The 20,218-nt window shown below is 43.6% G+C and carries 19 protein-coding genes and 7 tRNA genes; 25 read left to right on the plus strand and 1 reads right to left on the minus strand.

Annotated elements, in window-relative coordinates; translation table 11 throughout:
• Positions 1-5: 5 nt before the first annotated feature.
• The 6 genes from PHE24_00540 (at position 6) to PHE24_00565 (ending at position 7,181) form a co-directional block, all read left to right on the plus strand.
• On the plus strand, positions 6-524 hold the full coding sequence (locus PHE24_00540; GenBank protein ID MDD4901610.1) for a hypothetical protein: 519 nt from the start codon (positions 6-8) through the stop codon (positions 522-524).
• Between the two features lie 30 nt (positions 525-554).
• Positions 555-1,499: a thermonuclease family protein gene (locus tag PHE24_00545; protein ID MDD4901611.1), complete on the plus strand. Its 945-nt coding sequence runs from the start codon at positions 555-557 to the stop codon at positions 1,497-1,499.
• Between the two features lie 82 nt (positions 1,500-1,581).
• Positions 1,582-1,869 carry a hypothetical protein gene (locus tag PHE24_00550; GenBank protein ID MDD4901612.1) on the plus strand — a complete coding sequence of 96 codons (288 nt, stop codon included), beginning with the start codon at positions 1,582-1,584 and terminating at the stop codon, positions 1,867-1,869.
• A gap of 72 nt (positions 1,870-1,941) precedes the next feature.
• Positions 1,942-4,815: a DNA polymerase I gene (gene polA, locus PHE24_00555; GenBank protein ID MDD4901613.1), complete on the plus strand. Its 2,874-nt coding sequence runs from the start codon at positions 1,942-1,944 to the stop codon at positions 4,813-4,815.
• 265 nt (positions 4,816-5,080) lie between these two features.
• Positions 5,081-5,383, plus strand: coding sequence for a hypothetical protein (locus PHE24_00560; protein ID MDD4901614.1), 303 nt, complete (start codon positions 5,081-5,083; stop codon positions 5,381-5,383).
• A 169-nt stretch (positions 5,384-5,552) separates the two neighbouring features.
• Positions 5,553-7,181, plus strand: coding sequence for a UDP-N-acetylmuramoyl-L-alanine--D-glutamate ligase (locus tag PHE24_00565; protein ID MDD4901615.1), 1,629 nt, complete (start codon positions 5,553-5,555; stop codon positions 7,179-7,181).
• A 67-nt stretch (positions 7,182-7,248) separates the two neighbouring features.
• Here the strand turns inward: PHE24_00565 and PHE24_00570 are convergent, their stop codons facing one another.
• Positions 7,249-7,662, minus strand: a complete 414-nt coding sequence (locus PHE24_00570) for a hypothetical protein (protein ID MDD4901616.1) — start codon at positions 7,660-7,662, stop codon at positions 7,249-7,251.
• A gap of 118 nt (positions 7,663-7,780) precedes the next feature.
• Between PHE24_00570 and PHE24_00575 the strand changes: the two genes are divergently transcribed.
• The 19 genes from PHE24_00575 (at position 7,781) to PHE24_00665 (ending at position 20,081) form a co-directional block, all read left to right on the plus strand.
• Positions 7,781-9,025 (plus strand): glycoside hydrolase family 1 protein, encoded by a 1,245-nt coding sequence (locus PHE24_00575; protein ID MDD4901617.1) that lies wholly within the window; start codon positions 7,781-7,783, stop codon positions 9,023-9,025.
• Between the two features lie 16 nt (positions 9,026-9,041).
• Positions 9,042-9,371 (plus strand): nucleoside triphosphate pyrophosphohydrolase, encoded by a 330-nt coding sequence (locus tag PHE24_00580; GenBank protein MDD4901618.1) that lies wholly within the window; start codon positions 9,042-9,044, stop codon positions 9,369-9,371.
• 39 nt (positions 9,372-9,410) lie between these two features.
• Positions 9,411-10,388, plus strand: coding sequence for an EamA family transporter (locus PHE24_00585; protein MDD4901619.1), 978 nt, complete (start codon positions 9,411-9,413; stop codon positions 10,386-10,388).
• Positions 10,389-10,446: 58 nt separating this feature from the next.
• The gene (locus PHE24_00590) at positions 10,447-11,985 is read left to right on the plus strand and encodes an O-antigen ligase family protein (GenBank protein MDD4901620.1); all 1,539 of its coding nucleotides are present in this window, start codon (positions 10,447-10,449) and stop codon (positions 11,983-11,985) included.
• Between the two features lie 266 nt (positions 11,986-12,251).
• A complete protein-coding gene (locus PHE24_00595) occupies positions 12,252-12,497 on the plus strand; it encodes a GIY-YIG nuclease family protein (GenBank protein ID MDD4901621.1) in 246 nt (81 codons plus the stop codon).
• Positions 12,498-12,501: 4 nt separating this feature from the next.
• Positions 12,502-12,588: transfer RNA gene (locus PHE24_00600), tRNA-Ser, on the plus strand.
• Between the two features lie 42 nt (positions 12,589-12,630).
• On the plus strand, positions 12,631-12,948 hold the full coding sequence (locus PHE24_00605; protein ID MDD4901622.1) for an HNH endonuclease: 318 nt from the start codon (positions 12,631-12,633) through the stop codon (positions 12,946-12,948).
• Between the two features lie 342 nt (positions 12,949-13,290).
• Complete coding sequence (locus PHE24_00610) at positions 13,291-14,109, plus strand: MliC family protein (protein ID MDD4901623.1); 819 nt, start codon at positions 13,291-13,293, stop codon at positions 14,107-14,109.
• A gap of 31 nt (positions 14,110-14,140) precedes the next feature.
• On the plus strand, positions 14,141-14,302 hold the full coding sequence (locus PHE24_00615; protein ID MDD4901624.1) for a hypothetical protein: 162 nt from the start codon (positions 14,141-14,143) through the stop codon (positions 14,300-14,302).
• A 95-nt stretch (positions 14,303-14,397) separates the two neighbouring features.
• Complete coding sequence (locus PHE24_00620; GenBank protein MDD4901625.1) at positions 14,398-14,910, plus strand: Type 1 glutamine amidotransferase-like domain-containing protein; 513 nt, start codon at positions 14,398-14,400, stop codon at positions 14,908-14,910.
• 5 nt (positions 14,911-14,915) lie between these two features.
• A complete protein-coding gene (locus PHE24_00625) occupies positions 14,916-15,392 on the plus strand; it encodes a tryptophan-rich sensory protein (GenBank protein MDD4901626.1) in 477 nt (158 codons plus the stop codon).
• Positions 15,393-15,680: 288 nt separating this feature from the next.
• A tRNA-Pro gene (locus PHE24_00630) sits at positions 15,681-15,751 on the plus strand.
• Positions 15,752-15,969: 218 nt separating this feature from the next.
• Positions 15,970-16,043: transfer RNA gene (locus tag PHE24_00635), tRNA-Val, on the plus strand.
• A gap of 4 nt (positions 16,044-16,047) precedes the next feature.
• Positions 16,048-16,118: transfer RNA gene (locus PHE24_00640), tRNA-Ala, on the plus strand.
• Between the two features lie 92 nt (positions 16,119-16,210).
• Positions 16,211-16,283 (plus strand) — tRNA-Gly (locus PHE24_00645).
• Between the two features lie 165 nt (positions 16,284-16,448).
• Positions 16,449-16,530 (plus strand) — tRNA-Leu (locus PHE24_00650).
• 126 nt (positions 16,531-16,656) lie between these two features.
• Positions 16,657-16,733, plus strand: a tRNA-Pro gene (locus PHE24_00655).
• Between the two features lie 273 nt (positions 16,734-17,006).
• On the plus strand, positions 17,007-18,752 hold the full coding sequence (locus tag PHE24_00660) for an ATP-binding protein (protein MDD4901627.1): 1,746 nt from the start codon (positions 17,007-17,009) through the stop codon (positions 18,750-18,752).
• A 162-nt stretch (positions 18,753-18,914) separates the two neighbouring features.
• Entirely contained in the window at positions 18,915-20,081 is a 1,167-nt protein-coding gene (locus PHE24_00665) for a class I SAM-dependent methyltransferase (GenBank protein ID MDD4901628.1), read from the plus strand.
• Positions 20,082-20,218: the final 137 nt, after the last annotated feature.

Consider the following 20,218-nt stretch of genomic DNA (forward strand, 5'->3'; position numbering starts at 1 on the left):
TAATTATGAAAGAAAAATTTATTTGTGGAACGAAAAAATATCTTTTGGAGTGGGGCAATATCACGTTACCGGTTTTGTTGAAAGAATTGCCGCGGGAAATTGAAGTTGAGGGGTACAGGTTGGCGCTGAAATCGTCGTTCCATGTCAGCTTGGTTTGCCCGGGGAAAATCATCGAGAAAAATAATATTTCAATTAAGAATTTTGCCGATCTGGTCATCAAAGACTTTTGTGAATTTACCAAAGACCATGATGTTTCGCTAACCGGTTATCGCGACGAATTTCGATTTGTAGCGCAAAATGAAAGACGCACGGTAGTCATGATGGTGAAGGTATCTAATTTGGACAGCTTCTTTGATTTGTTGAACCGGAAGTATGATTTAAAGCTAGAGGTGCCGCCGACTCATATCACTCTTTATACTCTTCAATCGGATATTGGCATTTATTTAACCGATCAAAAGGATTTAAAACAATTTACCAAAATAATTAAGAGCCCGATAAAATTGCCGGATTTGGGCGAAGTGTAATCGAGTGATGATCTCAATTTGATTAAATCTATGCGGATAAAAAACAAAACCTTGTTTTTATTGCTGGCGGGTTTTGTTTTTTTAATTTTGGTGGCTAAGCTGCATTTCGGGGCGGATCAAAAATTAACGGCCGACGAGGCGGTTAGCGCAAATTTGGCGCAAGCGGAATTGAGCCAGCAAGAAATTTATGCCACGAGCTCTTCCGAGACAGAACATCCTGTCTACATAACACACCCCGTCGCCGCGGCGGCGCCACCCCTCTCCCACGCATCGCTTCGCTTTGCGGGGCAGGCAAGAGGGGACTTAAATTATGAATATTTTCAAGTGGTAAAAGTTGTTGACGGCGATACGATCGATATAATAATGAATGGCAAGACCGAGCGGTTGAGATTAATCGGCATCAATACGCCGGAAGTGGTTGATCCGCGGAAGCCGGTGGAATGTTTTGGCCGAGAGGCTTCTGACAATGCCAAAAAATTATTAGCCGGACAGGAAGTGAGAATTGCCGCCGATCCGAGCCAGGATGATCGGGATAAATATGGCAGATTATTAAGATATGTCTGGCGGCAAGATGGATTATTTTATAATTTGGCGGCGATCAAAGACGGCTTTGCTTATGAATATACATATGACCTTCCTTATATATATCAAAAAGAATTCAAAGAAGCGCAAAAATACGCTCAAGAAAATAAATTGGGATTATGGGCCGATGGTGCTTGCGGCCTAAAAAACATTGGCAGCGGCAATGTTGCGGCAACAAGTTCGACCGGAGAAAAATGTCTGATCAAAGGGAATATCAGTTCGACCGGTCCCGCCTCCGCCAAGGCTTCGGCGGACAAGGAGAAGATTTATCATGTGCCTGGTTGTGATTATTATAATCAGACGGTTATCAGCGAAGATAAGGGTGAAAGATGGTTTTGCAGCGAAGCGGAAGCAATCGCGGCTGGCTGGCGCAAGGCAAAAAATTGTCCGTAAATAGTCCTGTACAAATCATTAAAATTGAGTTAAAATAGCGGCAACCTAACAATGATCTTTAATTTAGCAAAGGAGCTGAGATATGAGTGTCGGCAATCTTGACGATTTTGTGGCAGCCCTGTCCTCGGGGGACCCGAATGAGCTTTATGAAGCCTGGTTGTTTTTCGAGAGAGTTGAAGCCAAAAGAAAGGAGGAGCCGGACATCGGAAAAAAATTGGCGGAAAAAAGATTGAAGATTTTGACGGCGGCGCGCGCTGTTTGCCCGCCGGATAAAGAAATAGTTTTTTTTGGAAATTGGGGAAAAATCGATAAAATAATCAATCTTTGCCAAAAGGAGATGTCTGATGTGCCTCCACCAGCCCAGGTTTAAAAGAAAAAAGCCGCCATCGGACGAAAAGTTGATGGCGGTTTTAAATTCGCCGAATTTTGGTATAATTGACATATGGCAAAAGGAAAAGAAAAATTAATAATTATCGACGGGAACGCCTTGATCCATCGCAGTTTTCACGCCCTGCCGCCGACTTTGCGCACCAAAGACGGGGAGCTGGTCAACGCGGTTTACGGTTTTTCGGCCGTTTTGCTCAAGGCCTGGCGCGAATTGAAACCGGATTATATCGCCCTGACTTTAGATATGAAGGGGCCGACTTTCCGGCACAAGCAATATAAGGAATATAAAGCCACGCGCATCAAGGCGCCGCAAGATTTGTATGATCAAATTCCTCGCGTCAAAGAAGTGGCTACGGCTTTTAATATTCCGATTTTTGAGTTGCAAGGTTTTGAAGCCGATGATCTGATCGGCACGATCGACAAAAAAGTCGATGCGAGCGTGGAAAAAATAATCGTGACCGGTGATCTGGACACTTTGCAATTGATCGACGATGACACCAAAATTTTTACCATGGGCCACGGGCTTTCGGAAAGCGTGGTTTATGATGCGGCTAGAGTTAAGGAGCGCTATGGGCTTACGGTTGACCAGATGATCGATTACAAAGCTTTACGCGGCGATCCTTCGGATAATATTCCCGGCGTCAAAGGAATTGGCGAGAAAACCGCGACTAAGCTTTTGCAAGAATTTGGGACTCTAGAAAATTTATATAAAAAGCTCCAAATTTCAAATTTCAAATTTCAAATTTCGCCGAGAGTTACAGATTTATTAATTAAACACAAGAAGGACGCTTTCTTGTCGAAAGAACTCGCTACGATCAGATTGGACGTGCCGATAAAATTTGATTTGGAAAAATGCCGGGCTTATGATTTTGACCGGGAAAAAGTGGCGGGAATTTTCAGCGAGCTGGGTTTTAAGTCGCTTTTGCCGCGAGTGCAGGATTTGGTTTCCGCCCATTTTAAAGTTTCGGATAAATCCGGCTACGCCAAGGCTACGGCGGATAAATTTGAACGCGATCGCACCGAATTTAAATATATTTTAGTTGATGACGATAAAAAATTCGCTAAATTTTTGGCCGCGTTAAGCAAACAGAAACAATTTACGATTGATACGGAAACGACCGGATTTGACCCGTTATTGGAGAATCTGCTTGGCATCAGTTTTTCTTGGCGTGAAAGCGAGGCTTATTTTATTGTCGCAAATAAGTCCCCTCTTGAGAGGGGTGGACGGCCCCTGGCCGGACAGGGTGTGTTAAAGGTGGTGAGCCAAAGTAGTCTATTTAAGGATGATAAAAAGGAAAGTACGGAGAAAAATAATCATCCGTGGCTGGAAAAATTGAAATCAATCTTGGAAGATGAGAAAATAAAAAAATGCGGGCATAATATTAAATTCGATCTGCGGGTGCTGCGCCATGCCGGGATTGAGATGAAAGGGATCGAGTTTGATACGATGGTCGCCTCATATTTATTAAATCCAGGCACTAGAGCGCATAATTTGGACGCGGTGACTTTTGCCGAGCTGGGCTTGGAAAAGATCAGCACCGAAGATCTGCTCGGATCGGGCAAAGACAAAAAAACTTTTGCCGCGGTCGAAACGGAAAAATTGGCGATTTATTCCTGCGAGGACGCCGATTGCACCAACCGGCTGGTGGCAAAATTGGCCAAGCATTTGCGCGATAAGGAATTAAGCAAACTTTTCGAGGAGATTGAAATGCCGCTGGTTTCAGTTTTGGCCACCATGGAAGATAATGGTGTTATGATCGATAAAGATTTTTTGGCGGCCATGGATAAAAAAATTGCCAAAAAAATATCAACGCTGGAAAAAAAGATCTGGGATTTGGGCGGCGGCGAGTTTAACATTAATTCCACCCAGCAGTTGAAAGAAGTCTTATTTGAGAAATTAAATATTTCCACCGCCGGGATCGGCCATACCAAGACCGGTTATTCCACGGCCGCCGATGAATTGGAAAAATTAAAGCACGAGCACGAAATAATTCCGCTGATCCAGGAATATCGCGAACTGGCCAAATTGCAATCTACTTATATTTTAGCTTTGCCGACTTTGATCAATCCCGTAACCGGCCGCGTCCATACCAGCTTCAATCAAACCGTCACCGCCACCGGCAGGCTTTCTTCGTCTGATCCGAATTTGCAGAATATCCCGATCCGCACCGAGCTGGGCCAGGAAATCCGCCATGCTTTTATCGCCCAGCCGGGCTGGAAAATAGTTTCGCTCGACTATTCCCAGATTGAATTGCGCCTGGCCGCTCATTTATCCGGCGACCAAAGAATGATCGATACTTTTGAGCGCAGTTTGGATATTCATACTTCCACGGCCGCTGCGATCAATAATGTAAAGATTGAAGACGTTACCAAAAAAATGCGCCAGGAAGCCAAGGCAATCAATTTTGGAATTTTATACGGCCAGGGCGCGTATGGCTTATCGCAAAATACCGATATGCCGCTAAATCGCGCCAAGGAATTTATTGAGCATTATTTTGATCTCTATAAAAATATTAAAACTTATACCGAAGATATGGTAGAGTTTGCCCGTAAGAACGGCTACGTGGAAACATTATTCGGCCGTCGCCGCTATCTGCCCGAAATCACTTCGCAAGTGGCGCCGGTTCGCGCCGCGGCCGAGCGCATGGCCGTCAACACGCCCCTGCAAGGCACGAATGCCGATATGATCAAAAAAGCAATGATCTCGGCGCAAAATTTAATTGATGAAAAATATTCTGATAGTGTGAAGATGATCATTCAAGTCCATGACGAATTGGTTTTTGAGATGCGTGAAGACAAAATGAAAGAAGCCGCCGGCCGGATTCAGGACATCATGCGCGACATTCTGAAATTAAAAGTCCCGGTAGTGGTGGATATTGAGATCGGGGAGAGTTGGGGAGAGATGAATCGGCTCGAAAACAAAAAGTAATAAGTAAAAAGTAAAAAAAGTAAGAAGTCAGGAGATAGAAGCTAGAAATTTTTAAAGTTATAAAGTTGAAAGTGGAAAATTCCCCTCTTGGGAGGGGTGCCGAGCCCGCTTGTCCGCCTCGGGCGCGGGCGAGGCGGGGTGGGTTTATTCCCGACATTATTATTGTTAAATTGCTAAATTGTTTTTTTAAAATAAAAAAGTCCTTGGAAAAAATTCCCAAGAGCTTTTATTTCGACGCGGTTAAACTTTACAAAATTTATGACAGATGACGGTAAAAATTATCAATGAAAGCAGTGAAAGAACGATGCCTGGCCAGGGCTTGAAGAATGAAAAAAACATCATTAGCACTATTGAACTGGAAGCCATTAGCAGCTCCATGACAAATAGCAATAACGCGAACATTAAGATTGCTCCGCCTATCACTGCTTCTTGCCATGAATTAACGTATATTATTAGTTTAGGTAGAATTGCGCAAGCCGCAAGCAGCATTAACGTTATTATCACCACGACAGGGGCGGAATTGACAGGAATTAGGATAATAGAGTTTGAAAAACGATCAAAAACATGAAAATAATCGACTGCTTGAGCAAGACCAAAAAAAATCGCCACGGTCGTTAATGCCAGAATGACCACTTGTTTCATTATAAACCTCCAGGTTTAAATTTATTTCCGTTATTTTGTTTTAGAGAGCAACGTTAAAGATTAGCATTTTTTATATTTTTTGTCAATAATTGTCAATGAAAATCGTTAAAAATATCTTAAAATCGTTGAATAACAGGAAAATCGCCATGCTCGGGCTGGGGGTGGAAAATTTGGCGTTGGTGAAATATTTGTTACGCCGCAGTCCCGCGGCGGAGACTGCGGCGGGGCAAGGTTTGCACATTACCGTTTGTGATCCAAAGTCGGCGGCGGAATTGGGCGACAGATATTTGGAAATCAAGCAGCTGGCGAAGAAGAATAAATTGCCGGAAATAATTCTGATGACCGGCAAGAATTATGACGCGCATCTGGCGGATTTTGACATTATTTTCCGTTCGCCCGGCTATCCGCTGTTCAATCCGAATTTGCTCAAAGCGAAAAAGGCCGGCGTGATAATTTCCAGCCCGATGAAATTATTTTTTGAATTGTGTCCGACGAAAAATATCATCGGCGTCACCGGCTCGAAAGGTAAAGGCACGACTTCGTCGCTGATTTATGAAATTTTAAAAAAAGCCACAACCACCCCCGGAACCACCCCCAAACCCCTCCTTCGAAAGGAGGGGAGAGTTTGGCTGGGTGGAAATATCGGCAATGCGCCGTTTGAATTTATCGAGAAAATAAAGCCGAAGGATTTCGTGGTTTTGGAATTATCCAGTTTTCAATTGGAAGATTTGGATGTGAGTCCGCATATTGCCGTGGTCACGAATTTATTCAAAGAACATTTGGCTCCGGCCGATCCGAACAATCCGAATTATCATCGGTCAATGAAAGATTATTGGGCGGCGAAAGCGAATATTTTCTCGCACCAGCAAAAAAATGATTATTTGGTTATAAATGAAAAATTGAAAAACAAAATTCCCCTCTCGAGAGGGGTGGCCGCGCCGCGCGGACGGGGTGTGTTAAATGGCGGCACAAAAGTAATCTTTTGTTCTAGCTCTGCTTTGCCAAGTAATTTGATTGGGGCGCATAACAAAGAAAACTTGGCGGCGGCCGAGGCGGTGGCGAAAATTTTGAAGATCAAGCCGGAAATCGTGGCGCGGGCGGTGAAAAATTTCCAGGGCTTGCCGCATCGGCTCGAATTTGTGGCTGAAATTAACGGCGTCAGATATTTTGATGATAGCTTTGCGACCGTGCCCGATGTTTCGGTAATCGCGCTTAAAGCGGTCGGCGGAAAGTCCCCTCTCGAGAGGCCCACCTACGCTAAAGCTCCGGTAGGGCAAGGGTGGCCAACCTTAAAAGAGATAGCTTGTCCAACGAAGCTCCGCCGCGGAGCGAAGTTGGAGGGTGTGTTAAAGTTGGGTGGTAGTAAAAGCGAGATTGCTTCGCGAGGCGCTCGCAATGACAAAAATATAATATTGTTGGCCGGCGGCGCGGACAAAGGTTCGGATTTTAAAAAATTCGCCCAAGAAATAACCAAGCGCGTAAAATATTTAATTTTATTCAAAGGCAAAGGGACGGATAGATTGAAGAAAGAATTACAAATTACAAATTACAAATTTCCGATCATTGCAGTTGACACTATGAAAAAAGCTGTGGAAATTGCCAGACGAGAGGCGGAGTTGGGCGACGTTATCCTGCTTTCCACCGGTTGCGCCAGCTTCGGCTGTTTTAAAAATTATAAAGAACGAGGTGACTTTTTCAAGGAGGAGACGCTAAAAAACAAATAAGTTGGCGATTAAGTATTAAAAAACGCCCGGCCGTTTGCGCGGCGGGCGATTTGTTAAAGAGATTTTTTTAAATTTCAGATGAATCGCCGTAATACTTTTCCCGTTTAAAATAAAAAATTGCGTAAATGCCCGATAAAAGCAAGGGAACAATAAAGGCAATAAGCCAGCACCCCAAAATTTTTATAGGCATAGCTAATTTTATTGTTTCGTGAGGGAGAAAAAGTACGAGACCGATGACGAAGAAGGTTGGATATATTAGCAATGGACCTAAGGGATGGGTAAGGGTGGGGTAAGTATTTGCTAAACCAATCAATGAAATAATTCCTCCAATAACACCGCTTATTGTCATTGCTAAAATTGTATGTTCCAGCCAAAGGCCTTTTAAAAAATAACCGGTTAAACAGCCGTAGAATAAGAGGCCAAAGGTTATAAGTACGAAGAAGAACCATTCTATGCCATAAAAGCTATTAAATTTTTTCATAAATCCTCCTCTGCCGAATATTGATAAAATGGAAAAGAACCAGTTGTTTAGATAATGTTAGAATAAAAAGTTTTTTTAGTCAACTGCCAAAAATTTTCAGAAATGCTATAATGAAAATATGCTGGAAAATGAAAATCAGGAACAAAATAACTTAAATTTCCCCGAGGGGTTTCTTTGGGGAGTTTCGACTTCGGCTTATCAAATCGAAGGCGGGATCACTAATGATTGGAGCCAATGGGAAATGTCGGAAAAACGGCTGAAAGCTTTGCGCGATAAAAAATTGAATTACCGCGATTTTGTCGCCGGTCAGGCTTGCGATTCTTATCATCGTTACGAAGAGGATGCGGAGATGGTGAAAGCTTTGAATTGCGGCGCCTATCGCTTGAGTTTGGAATGGTCGCGGATTGAACCGAGAGAAGGCGAGTTCGATCGCGAGCAGATCGAACATTATCGGCAAGTGCTGATGGCTTTCAAAGAAAAAAATATCAAAATAGTTCTGACGCTCTGGCATTGGACCAATCCGCTTTGGCTCGTCAACGAGGGCGGTTGGAGCAATAAAAAAGCCGTGGTTTATTTCGCCCGCTATGCGGAATTCGTGGCGGCCGAATTAGGCGACTTGGTCGATTTCTGGGTGACGGTCAACGAGCCGACTATCCATGTTCATAAAGGATATTTCATCGGTCAGTTTCCGCCGAACAAAAAGAATTATTTTTTAGGAGCGAAAGCTTTTCTAAATCTGGCGGCGGCGCACAAAAAAGCGTATGAAATCATCCATCGAACAAACTTGCGCGCTAACGTCGGTTTTACCCATTTAGGCGATAATTTTTATCCGGCGCGCAGCTGGTTTTTGCCGGAAATTATTTTGGCCTGGTTTTTGAATCTGGTCTGCAATAATCTGTTCATCAGCTTGGTCAAAAAAGAATGCGATTTTATCGGCCTGGATTATTATTTTTCCAACCGGATCGTCTGGCATCCGCCCTTCCTTAAAAATTTAAACAAAGAAATGAATGATTTCGGCTGGGAAATTTTTCCCCAGGGTATTTATGAAATATTGAAAAAACTGCGCCGCTTTAAAAAGCCGATTTATATTATGGAGAACGGCATCGCCGACGCGGCTGATGCCAAGCGGGAAAAATTCATCGTCGACCATTTGTTTTATGTCCATAAAGCTATTGCCGAAGGCGAAGATATCCGCGGGTATTTTCATTGGTCGCTTTTGGATAATTTCGAATGGGCGGCCGGCTATACCATGAAATTCGGCCTTTATTCCGTCGACCGTCAGACTTTCCAGCGCACCCCCCGGCCCAGCGCGGCGGTCTATGCGGAAATCTGCCGGACGAATCAGATAACAGTTAAGAGATGAGAGTGAAGAGATTTTTATGAAAACTTATAATAAATTAGTTAGAGACAGAATCCCCGAAATTATCAAGGCTGATGGCGAGAATCCTAAGACTAGGATTTTAGACGATACTGAATACAAGAAAGAACTCTTGAAAAAAGCGGTCGAGGAAGCCAACGAACTTTTGGCCGCCGGTGAAGATAAGAAAGAATTAATTAAAGAAATCGGCGATATTGAGGAAGTTTTAGAATATATAATAAAAAGTTTTAATCTTGATGGGGGTGAAATAGAAAAACTTAAATCAATGAGGAAAGAAAAACGAGGAGGTTTTGATAAAAGAATTTTTCTTGAATGCACGGAAAAGGTATGAGAATTTATAATTTATAATTTTTAATTTGTAATTGAAAAAATGTGGTTAGGTATCGCTATTATTTCCTATCTGATGAACGCCGGCGTTTACGTCGGCGATAAATTTTTGCTGTCGAAAAAGATCCACTCTTCGATCGCTTATGCTTTTTATGTCGGCCTTTGGAGCTTTTTGAATATTTTTCTGCTTTTTCTCGACCCCTGGGTCCCTAACTGGGCGCAACTGGGCGTTGATCTTGCCGCCGGCTTGATTTTTTTGATGACCTTGATTTTTTGGTATAAAGCTTTGCACCAATCAGAAGCGACCAGGGTCGTGCCGATCGTCGGCGCCTTGATTCCAATTTTTAGTTTTGTTTTAGGACTTGTTTTTTTGCATGAGCAGCCTTCCGAGCGCGAGCTTCTGGCTTTTTTGATCTTGATCATCGGCGGCGTTATGATCTCGGTCAAGCATACCAGATTCTATGAATTGCACGCCGTGGCCAAGCGGGTCCGCCAGGTTTTTGGCAATACTTTGGGCGAAATACATGCCGAATATCGTCCGAATCAGCGCTTGATCATGAATTCGATCGTCGCGGCTTTTTTCTTCGCGGCATTTTATGTCTTGATAAAATATGTTTATTCCACCCAGCCTTTTGTCGGCGGTTTTGTCTGGTCAAGAATGGGGACTTTTATCGGCGTCCATCTTTTACTGATCGTTCCTTCCTGGCGCAAGTTAATTCTTGAAAAGCATATCGGCGAAAGCTCCAAGCCGAAAAATTTGTTTCTTTTTTTCTTGATCCGCGGCTTGGCCGCCTTCGCCTTCATTCTTTTGAACCGGGCGGTCAGCCTGGGCGATGTGGCGATCACCAATGCTTTGCAGGGAGTGCAATACATCTTCCTTTTTATTATCGTGATGTTCTTGTCAGCCAAGTATCCCCGGGTGCTCAAGGAAGAATTGGGCGGCGAGGTTCTATTTCAAAAGGTCATCGGCGCGATCTTGATCGGCATCGGGCTGTATATGCTGGCAGTGAATATCGCATAACACGCAGCACATAGCACGTAACAAAATTTTTTAAATCGATTGTTATGTGTTATGTGTTATGTGTTATATTATTTTTTTATCTATATTTTTAATTCTGTTTTCTGTTTTGGCCTGGCGTCGGCTTGATTGGGCGGTAATGCTGATTATCGCCGGATTGCCTTTATATTTGGTCAGATTTAAGGTATGGTCGATACCAATGACGCTTTTAGAAGCGATGATCTTGATCGCTTTTTTTTGTTGGATTATTTTTAAAACAAAATTTTGGGATTTTTTACGAGGGAAATATAAAATTAAAGATTTTTTAAAAAATAGTCCGTGGAATAAAAAGGGCAGCGCGGAGGGGCGAAGAAGATATCCTTTCGGCATCGAAATAATTTTACTTTTGATCATTTCGTTTGCCGCCGTGGGCGTGGCGCATTTTTCCGCAACATCTTTGGGGCTTTGGAAGGCCTATTTTTTTGAGCCGATCTTGCTGTACATTCTGATCTTGAATATATTTCAGGAGTCCCCCCTCCTTTCTAAGGAGGGGTTTGGGGGTGGTTATAGTGGCGTTAATAAAATCGGCTTGAGTCTGGCCGTTGGCGCCTTGATCGTTTCTTCTTATGCTATCTTCCAAAAGTTCACCGGTTTCGGCATTGATAATCCGCTCTGGGCGGCCGAAACAACGCGCCGGGTGGTTTCATTTTTCGGCTATCCCAACGCGGTAGGTTTGTATCTTGGGCCGGTCATTCCGGTTTTAACCGCCTTTTTATTTTTGCCGCCCAAGAAAGATTTTTCTCCGCTCGAGAAAAAAATTCATTATCCTCTTCCCGAAGAAAAAATTTCCGCGATTAGTTTGTCAAAAGGTTTTTTAGGGTTTATTATCGTTTTGTCATTAGCGGCGGTTTATTTTGCCAAATCGGACGGAGCGCTGATTGGCTTGGCCGTTGCCGCTTTTATTTTTTGTTTGTTTATTAATAAAAAAGCGCGGATCGCGGTTCTGGCCGTTGTCGTGATCGCCGCGATCGGAATTTATTTTTATCCGCCGATTGCCAAGCCGCTCGAGAGAAAAATAACCATCGAAGATTTTTCCGGACAGGTGCGCCGCTTGCAATGGAAGGAAACCTTAATGATGCTTAACGGGGAGAAGAAGATTTGGGGGATCGGCCTGGGGAATTTTCAGCAAGCGGTTGCGCCCTATCATCAGCCGGGATTTTTTTATGATGACGGCACTGATCCTTTATTCCACCAGCACACGGTTGAAAGCGCCGCCGTTCGCGCCCGCACCTGGCAGCCGGTGGAAATATATCTGTATCCGCACAATATCATTTTAAATTTTTGGGTAGAATTAGGCTTGGCTGGGCTATTTTTATTTGTTTGGATTTTCGGCAAAACAATTTATCTTTTATCATCTATCGTTTATCATTTTAAGGCGAAAAAAGATAAAACAAGTTTATTTTTAGCCTTAGGCTTGCTATCCGCAATAATTGTTATTATCGTCCATGGTCTGGTCGATGTCCCTTATTTTAAGAACGATCTATCTTGTATTTTTTGGATTTTAGTGGCAATATTGGTTTTGTTGGATTTGAGAAATAAAGATAAACGAATTGAATGTTGAATTTTTGTCATCCTGAGCGCCGCGCGAAGGATCTATTGTCCGAGAAAAATATCAAAATATCATTAAATATTAGAATCGATATGGCGATAAAAATTTTGGAAACGGAAATTTAACCTTCCTGCAATATAGATCCTTCGTCTCACGACTCAGGATGACAAAATAATTTGGAGATGTGCCAGAGTGGTCGCCCGCTACGTCGGCCTTTGGCCGCGAGCGGGTCCGCGCACGCCGCCATCGGGCGGCGATGTCGCGGAAATGGGATTATTATGTATTATGTTTATTTTATAAAAAGTTTTAAAAATGGGAGTTTGTATATTGGATCAACGGAAGATTTAAGAAAAAGACTGGCGGAACATAACGCGGGAAGAACCCAATCAACCAAACCATTTTGTCCCTGGGGAGTTGTATATTATGAGGCTCATTTGAGTAAGGAATTAGCCAGACGAGCGGAAATATTTTATAAGACTGGGCAAGGGCGAAGACAAGTAAAGAAAAAATTAGGAATTGAATAATTTTGGAGAGGTGCCAGAGTGGTCGAATGGGCTTGACTCGAAATCAAGTGTGTTCGCAAGAATACCGAGGGTTCGAATCCCTCCCTCTCCGCTAGAAAATTTAAATTACATTGCTAAAATGTAAAATAACCTTATGGGTTTATTAGATTTTTTATCAGAAATTTTTGATGGAAATTCCAGTAGAGAAAATAAAACATATATTGATGAAAACGGTTATAGAAGGTTTTCAGACTCCGATAAATTAGTAAGCCGTTGGATAGTTGAGAAAAAATTAGGCAGGAGACTTAATCAGGACGAAGAGGTTCACCACAGAGACAGAAACAAGTTAAATAATCGCCCAGGCAATCTCGAAGCCCTAACTCCTGAGGAGCATAACAGAGAACATGGACTTCCAGATGATTATAATTTAGATTATGATAATGATCTTGATGATTATGACGATGACTTTTAGGGCGTGATATTCCTTACTAGGGTCCCAACTTCGTCCCGCGCACCCCGCTAACTAAAATAACCCGACCGCCGGGTTGTTTTTTTAAAGTCGGGGAAATGCTATAATTTGGGCATAATTATAATCATGGACAAATTTATGAAAGACAAATTTTTAAACATTTGTTTGATCGTCGTTATCCTGCTTATCGCCGCGGGCGGGACTCTGTATTTTAATCGCCAAAAAATTTCCTGGCTAGAAAACAAAAATAATCCCGCGCCGAGCACGTTGGTTGGGAATGACCGCGACGCGCATGGTTGCATCGGTTCAGCCGGATATTCCTGGTGCGAAGTCAAACAAAAATGTTTGCGCTCCTGGGAAGAGCCTTGCGTAGCGGCTACCAGTTCGAACATCGTCAAATATTTTTGCCAGGAAGGAATCTTGCGGGCGAATTATGGCACCAGTTCGGTGGGCTTGATATTAAAAAATGGCAGCACCATGACTTTGCCGCAAACCAGATCCGGCTCGGGGATTCGTTATGAAGAAGGATCGACGGTATTGGCGAGCAAAGGCGATAACGCTTTCTTGACGCAAAAAGATATTACAACATATACTAACTGCGTTGCCGGCAATCAAACCGTTTCCGGCGATACCGCTACTTACACCGACGCGGAAAAGACTTTTTCTTTTTCTCGCCCCAATCAATTTGTTTTGTCTGGCGGAGAAATTGGTTTTTCGCAGAGCTGGAGTTATAATTCAAGCGGCCTGGGATCGCTTTTGGCCGTCGTGGATATTCCCCGCTCGTTTATGCCGGGGACAAATTTTGGCGAAGCAAAATTTACGGTGGGCGCCAGCGGCGATCCGGCTGAAGTGAAGAATTGTTTAAAATCAAACTACGGAGAGATGGGGTCGACTACCAAGGCGACTATCGGCGATCGCAATTTCACCAAAATAAATTTTACCGATGCGGGCGCGGGAAATTATTATGACATTACCAGCTATCGCACGCTTTATAACGGACAATGCTACGCCGTTGAGAGCTTGATCCATTCTACCAATATTGATAATTATCCGCCCGAACAAGGGATCAAGCAGTTTGACCGTTTGAAAATCGGTTTGGTCCTGCAGAATATGGCGCAAAGCTTTGAATTTTTGCCCCAGACCGCGACATCTTCCGCGCAATAATAAATATTATTAATTTTAAAAATTTAAAAATATGTCTCACGAGATCGAAGCCAATTTTGTCGCTGATTGGTCCAATCCTGACAACGAATGTTCTCGCTGCACCGCTTTTGATCCGGAAACCGGATTCTGTTCGGAAGCGAAATGCGAAGTGCCACCCAACGCTCACTGCGATTTTTTCCAGTCAAGAGATTAGAATCAGTTTTTATGACGAAGTATATTCTAAATTCGGGAGGATTAAGGAACAAGCCGGAAAAAGCAGTTATATTTTTCCGCGAGATAGTTAAAGGCTTGAATAAAAATCCGCATATCTTGTTGTGTTTTTTTGCCAGAGAGCGTGAATGCTGGGAAGAGAAATTCAAAAGTTACCAGCAAAACTTTGTAGAGTTAGTTGGCGGCAATATCGAGCCGATGTTTGAATTAGCTCTTCCTGATATATTTACTGAGCAGGTAAAAAATAATGACGCCATCGTTATTTACGGCGGAGATGATGACATGTTGTATTATCGGCTGCAGCAATATGATTTACCGGAAATTTGGCAAAATAAAATTATTGCTGGTAGCTCGGCCGGTTCCGATGTGTTGACTAAACATTATTGGACTTGCGATTTGCGTCAATGTGCCGATGGTTTTGGAATTTTGCCGATAAAATTTATTCCTCATTATAAGTCTGAATATGGCAGCAATGATACGCGCGGTCCGATTGATTGGAAAAAAGCTTACGAAGAGCTCGCCGAATATGGAGATAAATCCTTGCCTATTTATGCGCTGGAAGAAGGAGATTTTATTATTTTTGAAAAATAATATTTATGAAAAAAAGAATTTTAATTTTAGGCGGCTGCATCTTGGTCTGTTTGTTCGTCGGATTAATCGGGTCGATTTTTACGACGCCGGCTATCGGATCTTGGTATGTATTCCTCAATAAGCCGGCGTTTAATCCGCCGGCCTGGATTTTCGCGCCGGTTTGGACATTGCTCTATATATTGATGGGCATCGCCTTGTTTTTGGTTTTTCGAAAAGTTAGGGAGAATAAATTAGCTAAAACCGGTTCAATAATTTTTGTAATTCATCTGGCGCTTAACGCATCCTGGTCGATCATTTTTTTCGGCGCCAAAATGATCCCGCTGGCTTTTGCTAATATTGTAATTCTCTGGCTGCTAATTGTTTATTTGATCATTGTTTTTTGGCGGATTGATAGGCGAGCATCGATCCTGCTTTGGCCTTATTTGGCTTGGGTTTCCTTCGCCTCGGTATTGAATTTTTCATTAATGCTGTTAAATCGCTAAGGGGTCTGTTGCTGAATGCCGTATTTGTCCTAAATCTTCAAATTTCGGTAAATTTTTTCAAAAATATTTTCGCCGATATTGTTATATCGCCTCAAAAATTTTTGAAAAAATTTCCTCAAAATTTGAAAATTTATGCCTAAAAGAGCATTCAGCAATAGACCCCCTTTTTCTTGCTTTTTTTGTCAAAGTTTTATAGTATTAAAAACAGCCCAGATCGGGTTGTTTTTATTCGGGGTATAGTATAGCGGTAGTATCCCGCCATCCGGCGGGACAAGCGCGCCTAAAAAACGGGCTGTAGTATAATGGTAGTACGCGTGCATGGGGTGCATGTAGCCGCGGTTCGATTCCGCGCAGCCCGACAGAATTACGTTGAAATTCTCGGAGCGAAGCGGAGACCCCGCTGGATAGCGGGGCCAGTACCCCGACAGGATCAATTAACAATTAAAAATTAAAAATGAGGAATTATTGTTTATTGAGGGTAATTAGCTCAGTTGGTTATCCGCCCCAGGCGGACCCGCCTTGGGCGGGGAGCGCTACACCCTTAAGCAAATAAAAAGTTTTTAAAACTAGAACACAGGGACAATTAGCTCAGTTGGTTAGAGCGCTGCATTCACATTGCAGAGGTCACTGGTTCGAGCCCAGTATTGTCCACCGAGGGCCTATAGTCTAGCGGTACGACGCTACATTCGCATTGTAGAGGCGGCAGTTCGACTCTGCCTAGGTCCACAAGAAGATTTTTTAGTCGTGAATTAATGATGAAGTCCTCCTTCGCGGCATTGGCGGGCTTAGCCCGCCGAAGTCCGCTTCGGCGGACGAAGGCGGGAGTAGCTCATCTGGTAGAGCGCGACCTTCCCAAGGTTGAGGCAGCGGGTTCAAGCCCCGTCTCCCGCTCATAAAATTAAAAATCAGTTTTTCTGATTTTTAATTTTATCGGACGAAAGGGGGTTGAACTAGGCAGGAGCGAGGCAAATTTTCTGCTATTTCAGTAAGTAAATTGTAAATTTTGAAGCGCAAATTAATTTATAATTTGTAATTCATAATTTATAATTCCAGTAAGGGCATGTGGCGAAATTGGTAGACGCACACGCTTCAGGTGCGTGCGGAGCAATCCTTGAGAGTTCGAGTCTCTCCATGCCCACTACATCAATTAAAAATTAAAAATGCAAAATTAAAAATATTTTAATTGACACGCAAATATTTATATTGTAAGGTAAATTCATTAATTGAATTTTTAACTTTTCACTTTTAATTTTTAATTGATTTTCGGGGTATGGCCTAACTGGCTATGGCGCACGCTTCGGGTGCGTGAGGTTCTGGGTTCAAATCCCAGTACCCCGACCATTTTCACGAGAGTTCTGGGGTTTCCGCGACATTCCGCCATGGGCGGATGCGCGGACCCGCTCGCGGCCCCTGGCCGACGTAGCGGGCAAGTCCCAGTACCCCGACAAATAAAAAAACGGCGAAAGCCGTTTTTTTTGTTGGCATACAGCTTTTAAAAAAGTTGGAAAACAAATTCGCAGCCGTCTTATTTTTATGTTATAATAATCATATTCGTCGTGGCGCAAATTATACAGGGACTGCGGCTAAAAGCGGCTAGCGGTCATCCATTAATTTATGCGAAGGAAAACGGCCAAGGAACCTGAAAAAAATATTTTCAGCAAATTAGGTTTGAAATTGATCATTCCTTTTTTTGCCATTTCTTTTATCGCCTTGCTTTTGATCGGCGGGCTTTTTTATTTTCAATATCAGGCGCAAATCAGCTTCGTGCAAAAGATCGAGCAGAATATTTCTTCCCCGGCCGCCGCTCGCGGGCTATTGGCGGAATTGCCGGCGCAGGAATTGGCGCGGGACAGGCAAATTTTTTATCTGGCCGGCGGCAGCGCGATTTTCATCCTTTTGCTTTTTATCGGTTTGATCATTTTTTTGATTTATCGACAGTTGCTTAGGCCGTTGAGATCTTTCGAGCAAAAGATCGCCGAAATGAAAAAGGGCGGCCTTGATAATAAGATCAAGCTGGCGGCTACGGATGAATTGGGCTATTTGGCGGATATTTTTAAGCAAATAAACGGTCATTTGCAAGAAACTTATGTCCGCGCGGAAGAGACGATCAAAAAAAGAACCAAAGACGCGGACAGGATGGTCGCGGTCTTGCAGAAGAAAAATTTAAAAATGAAGGATAAAGAAGCCACTCTGGCAAATCGGCTCGAAGACGCCTTTTTGCTGGAGAAAGAGCTGAAAGAAGGAAGGGATCGGGTGAGCGCGATCATCGCCTGCATGGGCGAAGGATTGATCGTCACCGACAAGGCGGGAAAAATTATTTCCCTTAATCCGGCCGCGGAATGGATGCTGAAAATAACCGCCAATAAGGTCGCCGGCCAGAATCTTGACGCCGTGGCGCCTCTTTTTATCGGCAAGGAGTGCGAGAAAAGGGTTCCGTTCGTGGATTATCCGACCATCAAGGCCATTCGCTTCAGAAAAATTTTGATTTTCAATCTGACCGATGACTATTATTTCTTATCGAAGTCGGGCGCGAAAATGGCGGTTATTTTATCATCTTCGCCGCTCTTGAAAGAAGGGAGGGTCTTCGGCGCCGTAACTATTTTCAGGAACATGAGCGCGGAGAAGCGGCTGGATGATGCCAAAAATAATTTTATTTCGATCGCTTCCCACCAATTGCGCACCCCGCTCACTTCAATGCGCTGGTTTTCCGAGATGCTTATTTCCGGAGATGCCGGCGTCATCAATAAAAAGCAGACAAAATTCGTGGAGCGCATTTATCAGGGCACGGAGCGCATGATCAGGTTGGTGAATCTTCTCTTGCAGATCGCTCGCGTCGAGGCGGGCCGCGTCAAGATCGAGCCGATCCCCATTGATTTCAAAAATACCATCCAGGGAGTGGAGATCACGCTCAAGACTTTGCTGGAAGAGAAATCGCAAAGATTGAAGATGATTTTCAAGCCCGATCCTTTTCCTTCCGTTTACATGGATCAGGAAGTGATTTGGCAGGTTTTTCAGAATTTGCTTTCCAATGCCAGCCGTTACGCGTCCAGGAGAAGCACGATCACCGTAACCGCTGAAAAAAAAGGCGAGCTGGCGGAATTTTCCATCGCCGATAAAGGGATCGATATTCCCCACGACGCGCAAGACCGGATTTTCCATAAATTTTTCCGCGCGGAAAACGCCATCAAGATCGTCCCCGAGGGTTCGGGGCTGGGCTTGTCTTTGGTAAAATCGCTGGTCGAGGGCTGGGGAGGGAAAATCTGGTTCAAATCCCAAAAAGGCAAGGGGACCACTTTTTATTTCACCGTTCCTCTCTCCGGCATGAAGCCGAAGCGCGGGGATGTGGGCTTGGCAATATAGCGAATAAAGCAAAAAACAAAAAGTAAAATTTTTTTCAAGGCAGGCTAACCATTAACCGGAAGAATCAATTGCTCGGGATTAAGCCGTAAAAAATTAGGGATTAATCCCGAACAGTTGAACGGTTCAGCTGTTTAAACACGCACCTTTTACAAGGGAGCTATCATGGACAGAAGAGAAGCGCTGGAAAAATTTGTTCCTGGCGAAAGGCGGCCTTGGGCATTGGACGTTCTTCAATTGCCGGATAGAGAAATTATTCCCCTGAAAAATAATTTTCATGACGCGGTCATCAGGGGGATTTACTCGAATTATTTTGAAGGGCAACAAATTCTTGCCGCCAGTGGAGATTATACGTTTAAGGGGGGAAATCTGGAAATTTCTCGCGGGTTTTTGATGAATAATTGCGCACCGTTCAGCTTGAGTGATTGGCATGCCCAGCAGCTGCAATGGCAGTTAGCGCGGATAAATAAAAAAATAGAGCGTTACGCGGTTGTCGGCACTGATGCCAGTCTGGCGCAAGCTTTAAATGTTTATTTTTTGCTGGAAGATGTTGTCATCCATGTTTTCGAGCAAAATCCGGAAAGCATAAAATGCGCCAAGCAGTTAGCGGAGAGTTTAGGGTTAGGCAGTGTTTTTAATTTTCATCAAGGCGATGCCGCCGCAATATTGCCGGAGGTGGCGGAAGAAATCGGCGGGTTTGACGTGATTGATCTGCAGTTGGTTCTGCAGCATCTGCGAGGCGATTCTTTCAATAAATTTTGGGAAGGAGCGGTGGGCGCTTTAAAAACCGGCGGTTTGATAAAGATCAATGAATTAATGATCGGCACGCTCGGTTTGGTAAAGACATATGACAGTAAAGATTCTGTTTTAGCCGCGAAAAAAATTATTGAAAGTTATTTTTTCGGCGATAATGGTCCAAAAGTTCCAAGTTTTCTCAATGTCGGCTGGCATTGGCCCAAAGGCCACGCCTGGGGAAACAAAGAAAGGCTGGTTGGCGATATTCTAGCGTGCACAGGAGAAAAATTAATTCTTCGCGAAGATTTCGGGCTCTCTTTGCCGGAGAAGGAAAGTTTTTCTGGCGATGTTCTTCGCTTGACCGGCTTAAGATACGTAGTGGCAAGTTTGGCGGCGGCCATGGCTGCCAAAGCCAATTCTTTAAAGGGTGTTCAAGGCCAAGAAGAGATGGCTGGAAAGTTTGCCGGTTTAGCCGCTTGGGCTTTTAAAGAAGGCCGACGAGTGGATGAAATTCTCACCGGCCAGGAATTCGAGAAAAGATTATTCAGCGTCAATTTTTCAGAAGTTGCCGGGATAGTCTTGGAAAAAGCAGTTTGAACAAAAGTGTGGCGTGAAATTCTGTTTAACATAATTTCACGCCACACCGCTTAATTCCACTTTTGTTAAATTTTTAAAGCAGCGAGTTTTTCTTAATTAATAAATCACCAACGATGTTGCATTATATTCAACTAGGG

The sequence above is a fragment of the Patescibacteria group bacterium genome, from assembly GCA_028707065.1.
GTDB lineage: Bacteria > Patescibacteriota > Patescibacteriia > Patescibacteriales > WJLG01 > JAQTUZ01.

Bases quoted from the DNA above. Each gene is read 5' to 3' on its own strand.
- PHE24_00625 (MDD4901626.1), top strand. From the start codon at position 14,916: ATGAAAAAAAGAATTTTAATTTTAGGCGGCTGCATCTTGGTCTGTTTG.
- PHE24_00545 (MDD4901611.1), top strand. From the start codon at position 555: ATGCGGATAAAAAACAAAACCTTGTTTTTATTGCTGGCGGGTTTTGTT.
- polA (MDD4901613.1), top strand. From the start codon at position 1,942: ATGGCAAAAGGAAAAGAAAAATTAATAATTATCGACGGGAACGCCTTG.
- PHE24_00550 (MDD4901612.1), top strand. From the start codon at position 1,582: ATGAGTGTCGGCAATCTTGACGATTTTGTGGCAGCCCTGTCCTCGGGG.
- PHE24_00615 (MDD4901624.1), top strand. From the start codon at position 14,141: ATGTCTCACGAGATCGAAGCCAATTTTGTCGCTGATTGGTCCAATCCT.
- PHE24_00580 (MDD4901618.1), top strand. From the start codon at position 9,042: ATGAAAACTTATAATAAATTAGTTAGAGACAGAATCCCCGAAATTATC.
- PHE24_00595 (MDD4901621.1), top strand. From the start codon at position 12,252: ATGTATTATGTTTATTTTATAAAAAGTTTTAAAAATGGGAGTTTGTAT.
- PHE24_00570 (MDD4901616.1), bottom strand. From the start codon at position 7,662: ATGAAAAAATTTAATAGCTTTTATGGCATAGAATGGTTCTTCTTCGTA.
- PHE24_00560 (MDD4901614.1), top strand. From the start codon at position 5,081: ATGACGGTAAAAATTATCAATGAAAGCAGTGAAAGAACGATGCCTGGC.
- PHE24_00585 (MDD4901619.1), top strand. From the start codon at position 9,411: ATGTGGTTAGGTATCGCTATTATTTCCTATCTGATGAACGCCGGCGTT.
- PHE24_00665 (MDD4901628.1), top strand. From the start codon at position 18,915: ATGGACAGAAGAGAAGCGCTGGAAAAATTTGTTCCTGGCGAAAGGCGG.
- PHE24_00575 (MDD4901617.1), top strand. From the start codon at position 7,781: ATGCTGGAAAATGAAAATCAGGAACAAAATAACTTAAATTTCCCCGAG.
- PHE24_00605 (MDD4901622.1), top strand. From the start codon at position 12,631: ATGGGTTTATTAGATTTTTTATCAGAAATTTTTGATGGAAATTCCAGT.
- PHE24_00590 (MDD4901620.1), top strand. From the start codon at position 10,447: ATGTGTTATATTATTTTTTTATCTATATTTTTAATTCTGTTTTCTGTT.
- PHE24_00660 (MDD4901627.1), top strand. From the start codon at position 17,007: ATGCGAAGGAAAACGGCCAAGGAACCTGAAAAAAATATTTTCAGCAAA.
- PHE24_00565 (MDD4901615.1), top strand. From the start codon at position 5,553: ATGAAAATCGTTAAAAATATCTTAAAATCGTTGAATAACAGGAAAATC.
- PHE24_00540 (MDD4901610.1), top strand. From the start codon at position 6: ATGAAAGAAAAATTTATTTGTGGAACGAAAAAATATCTTTTGGAGTGG.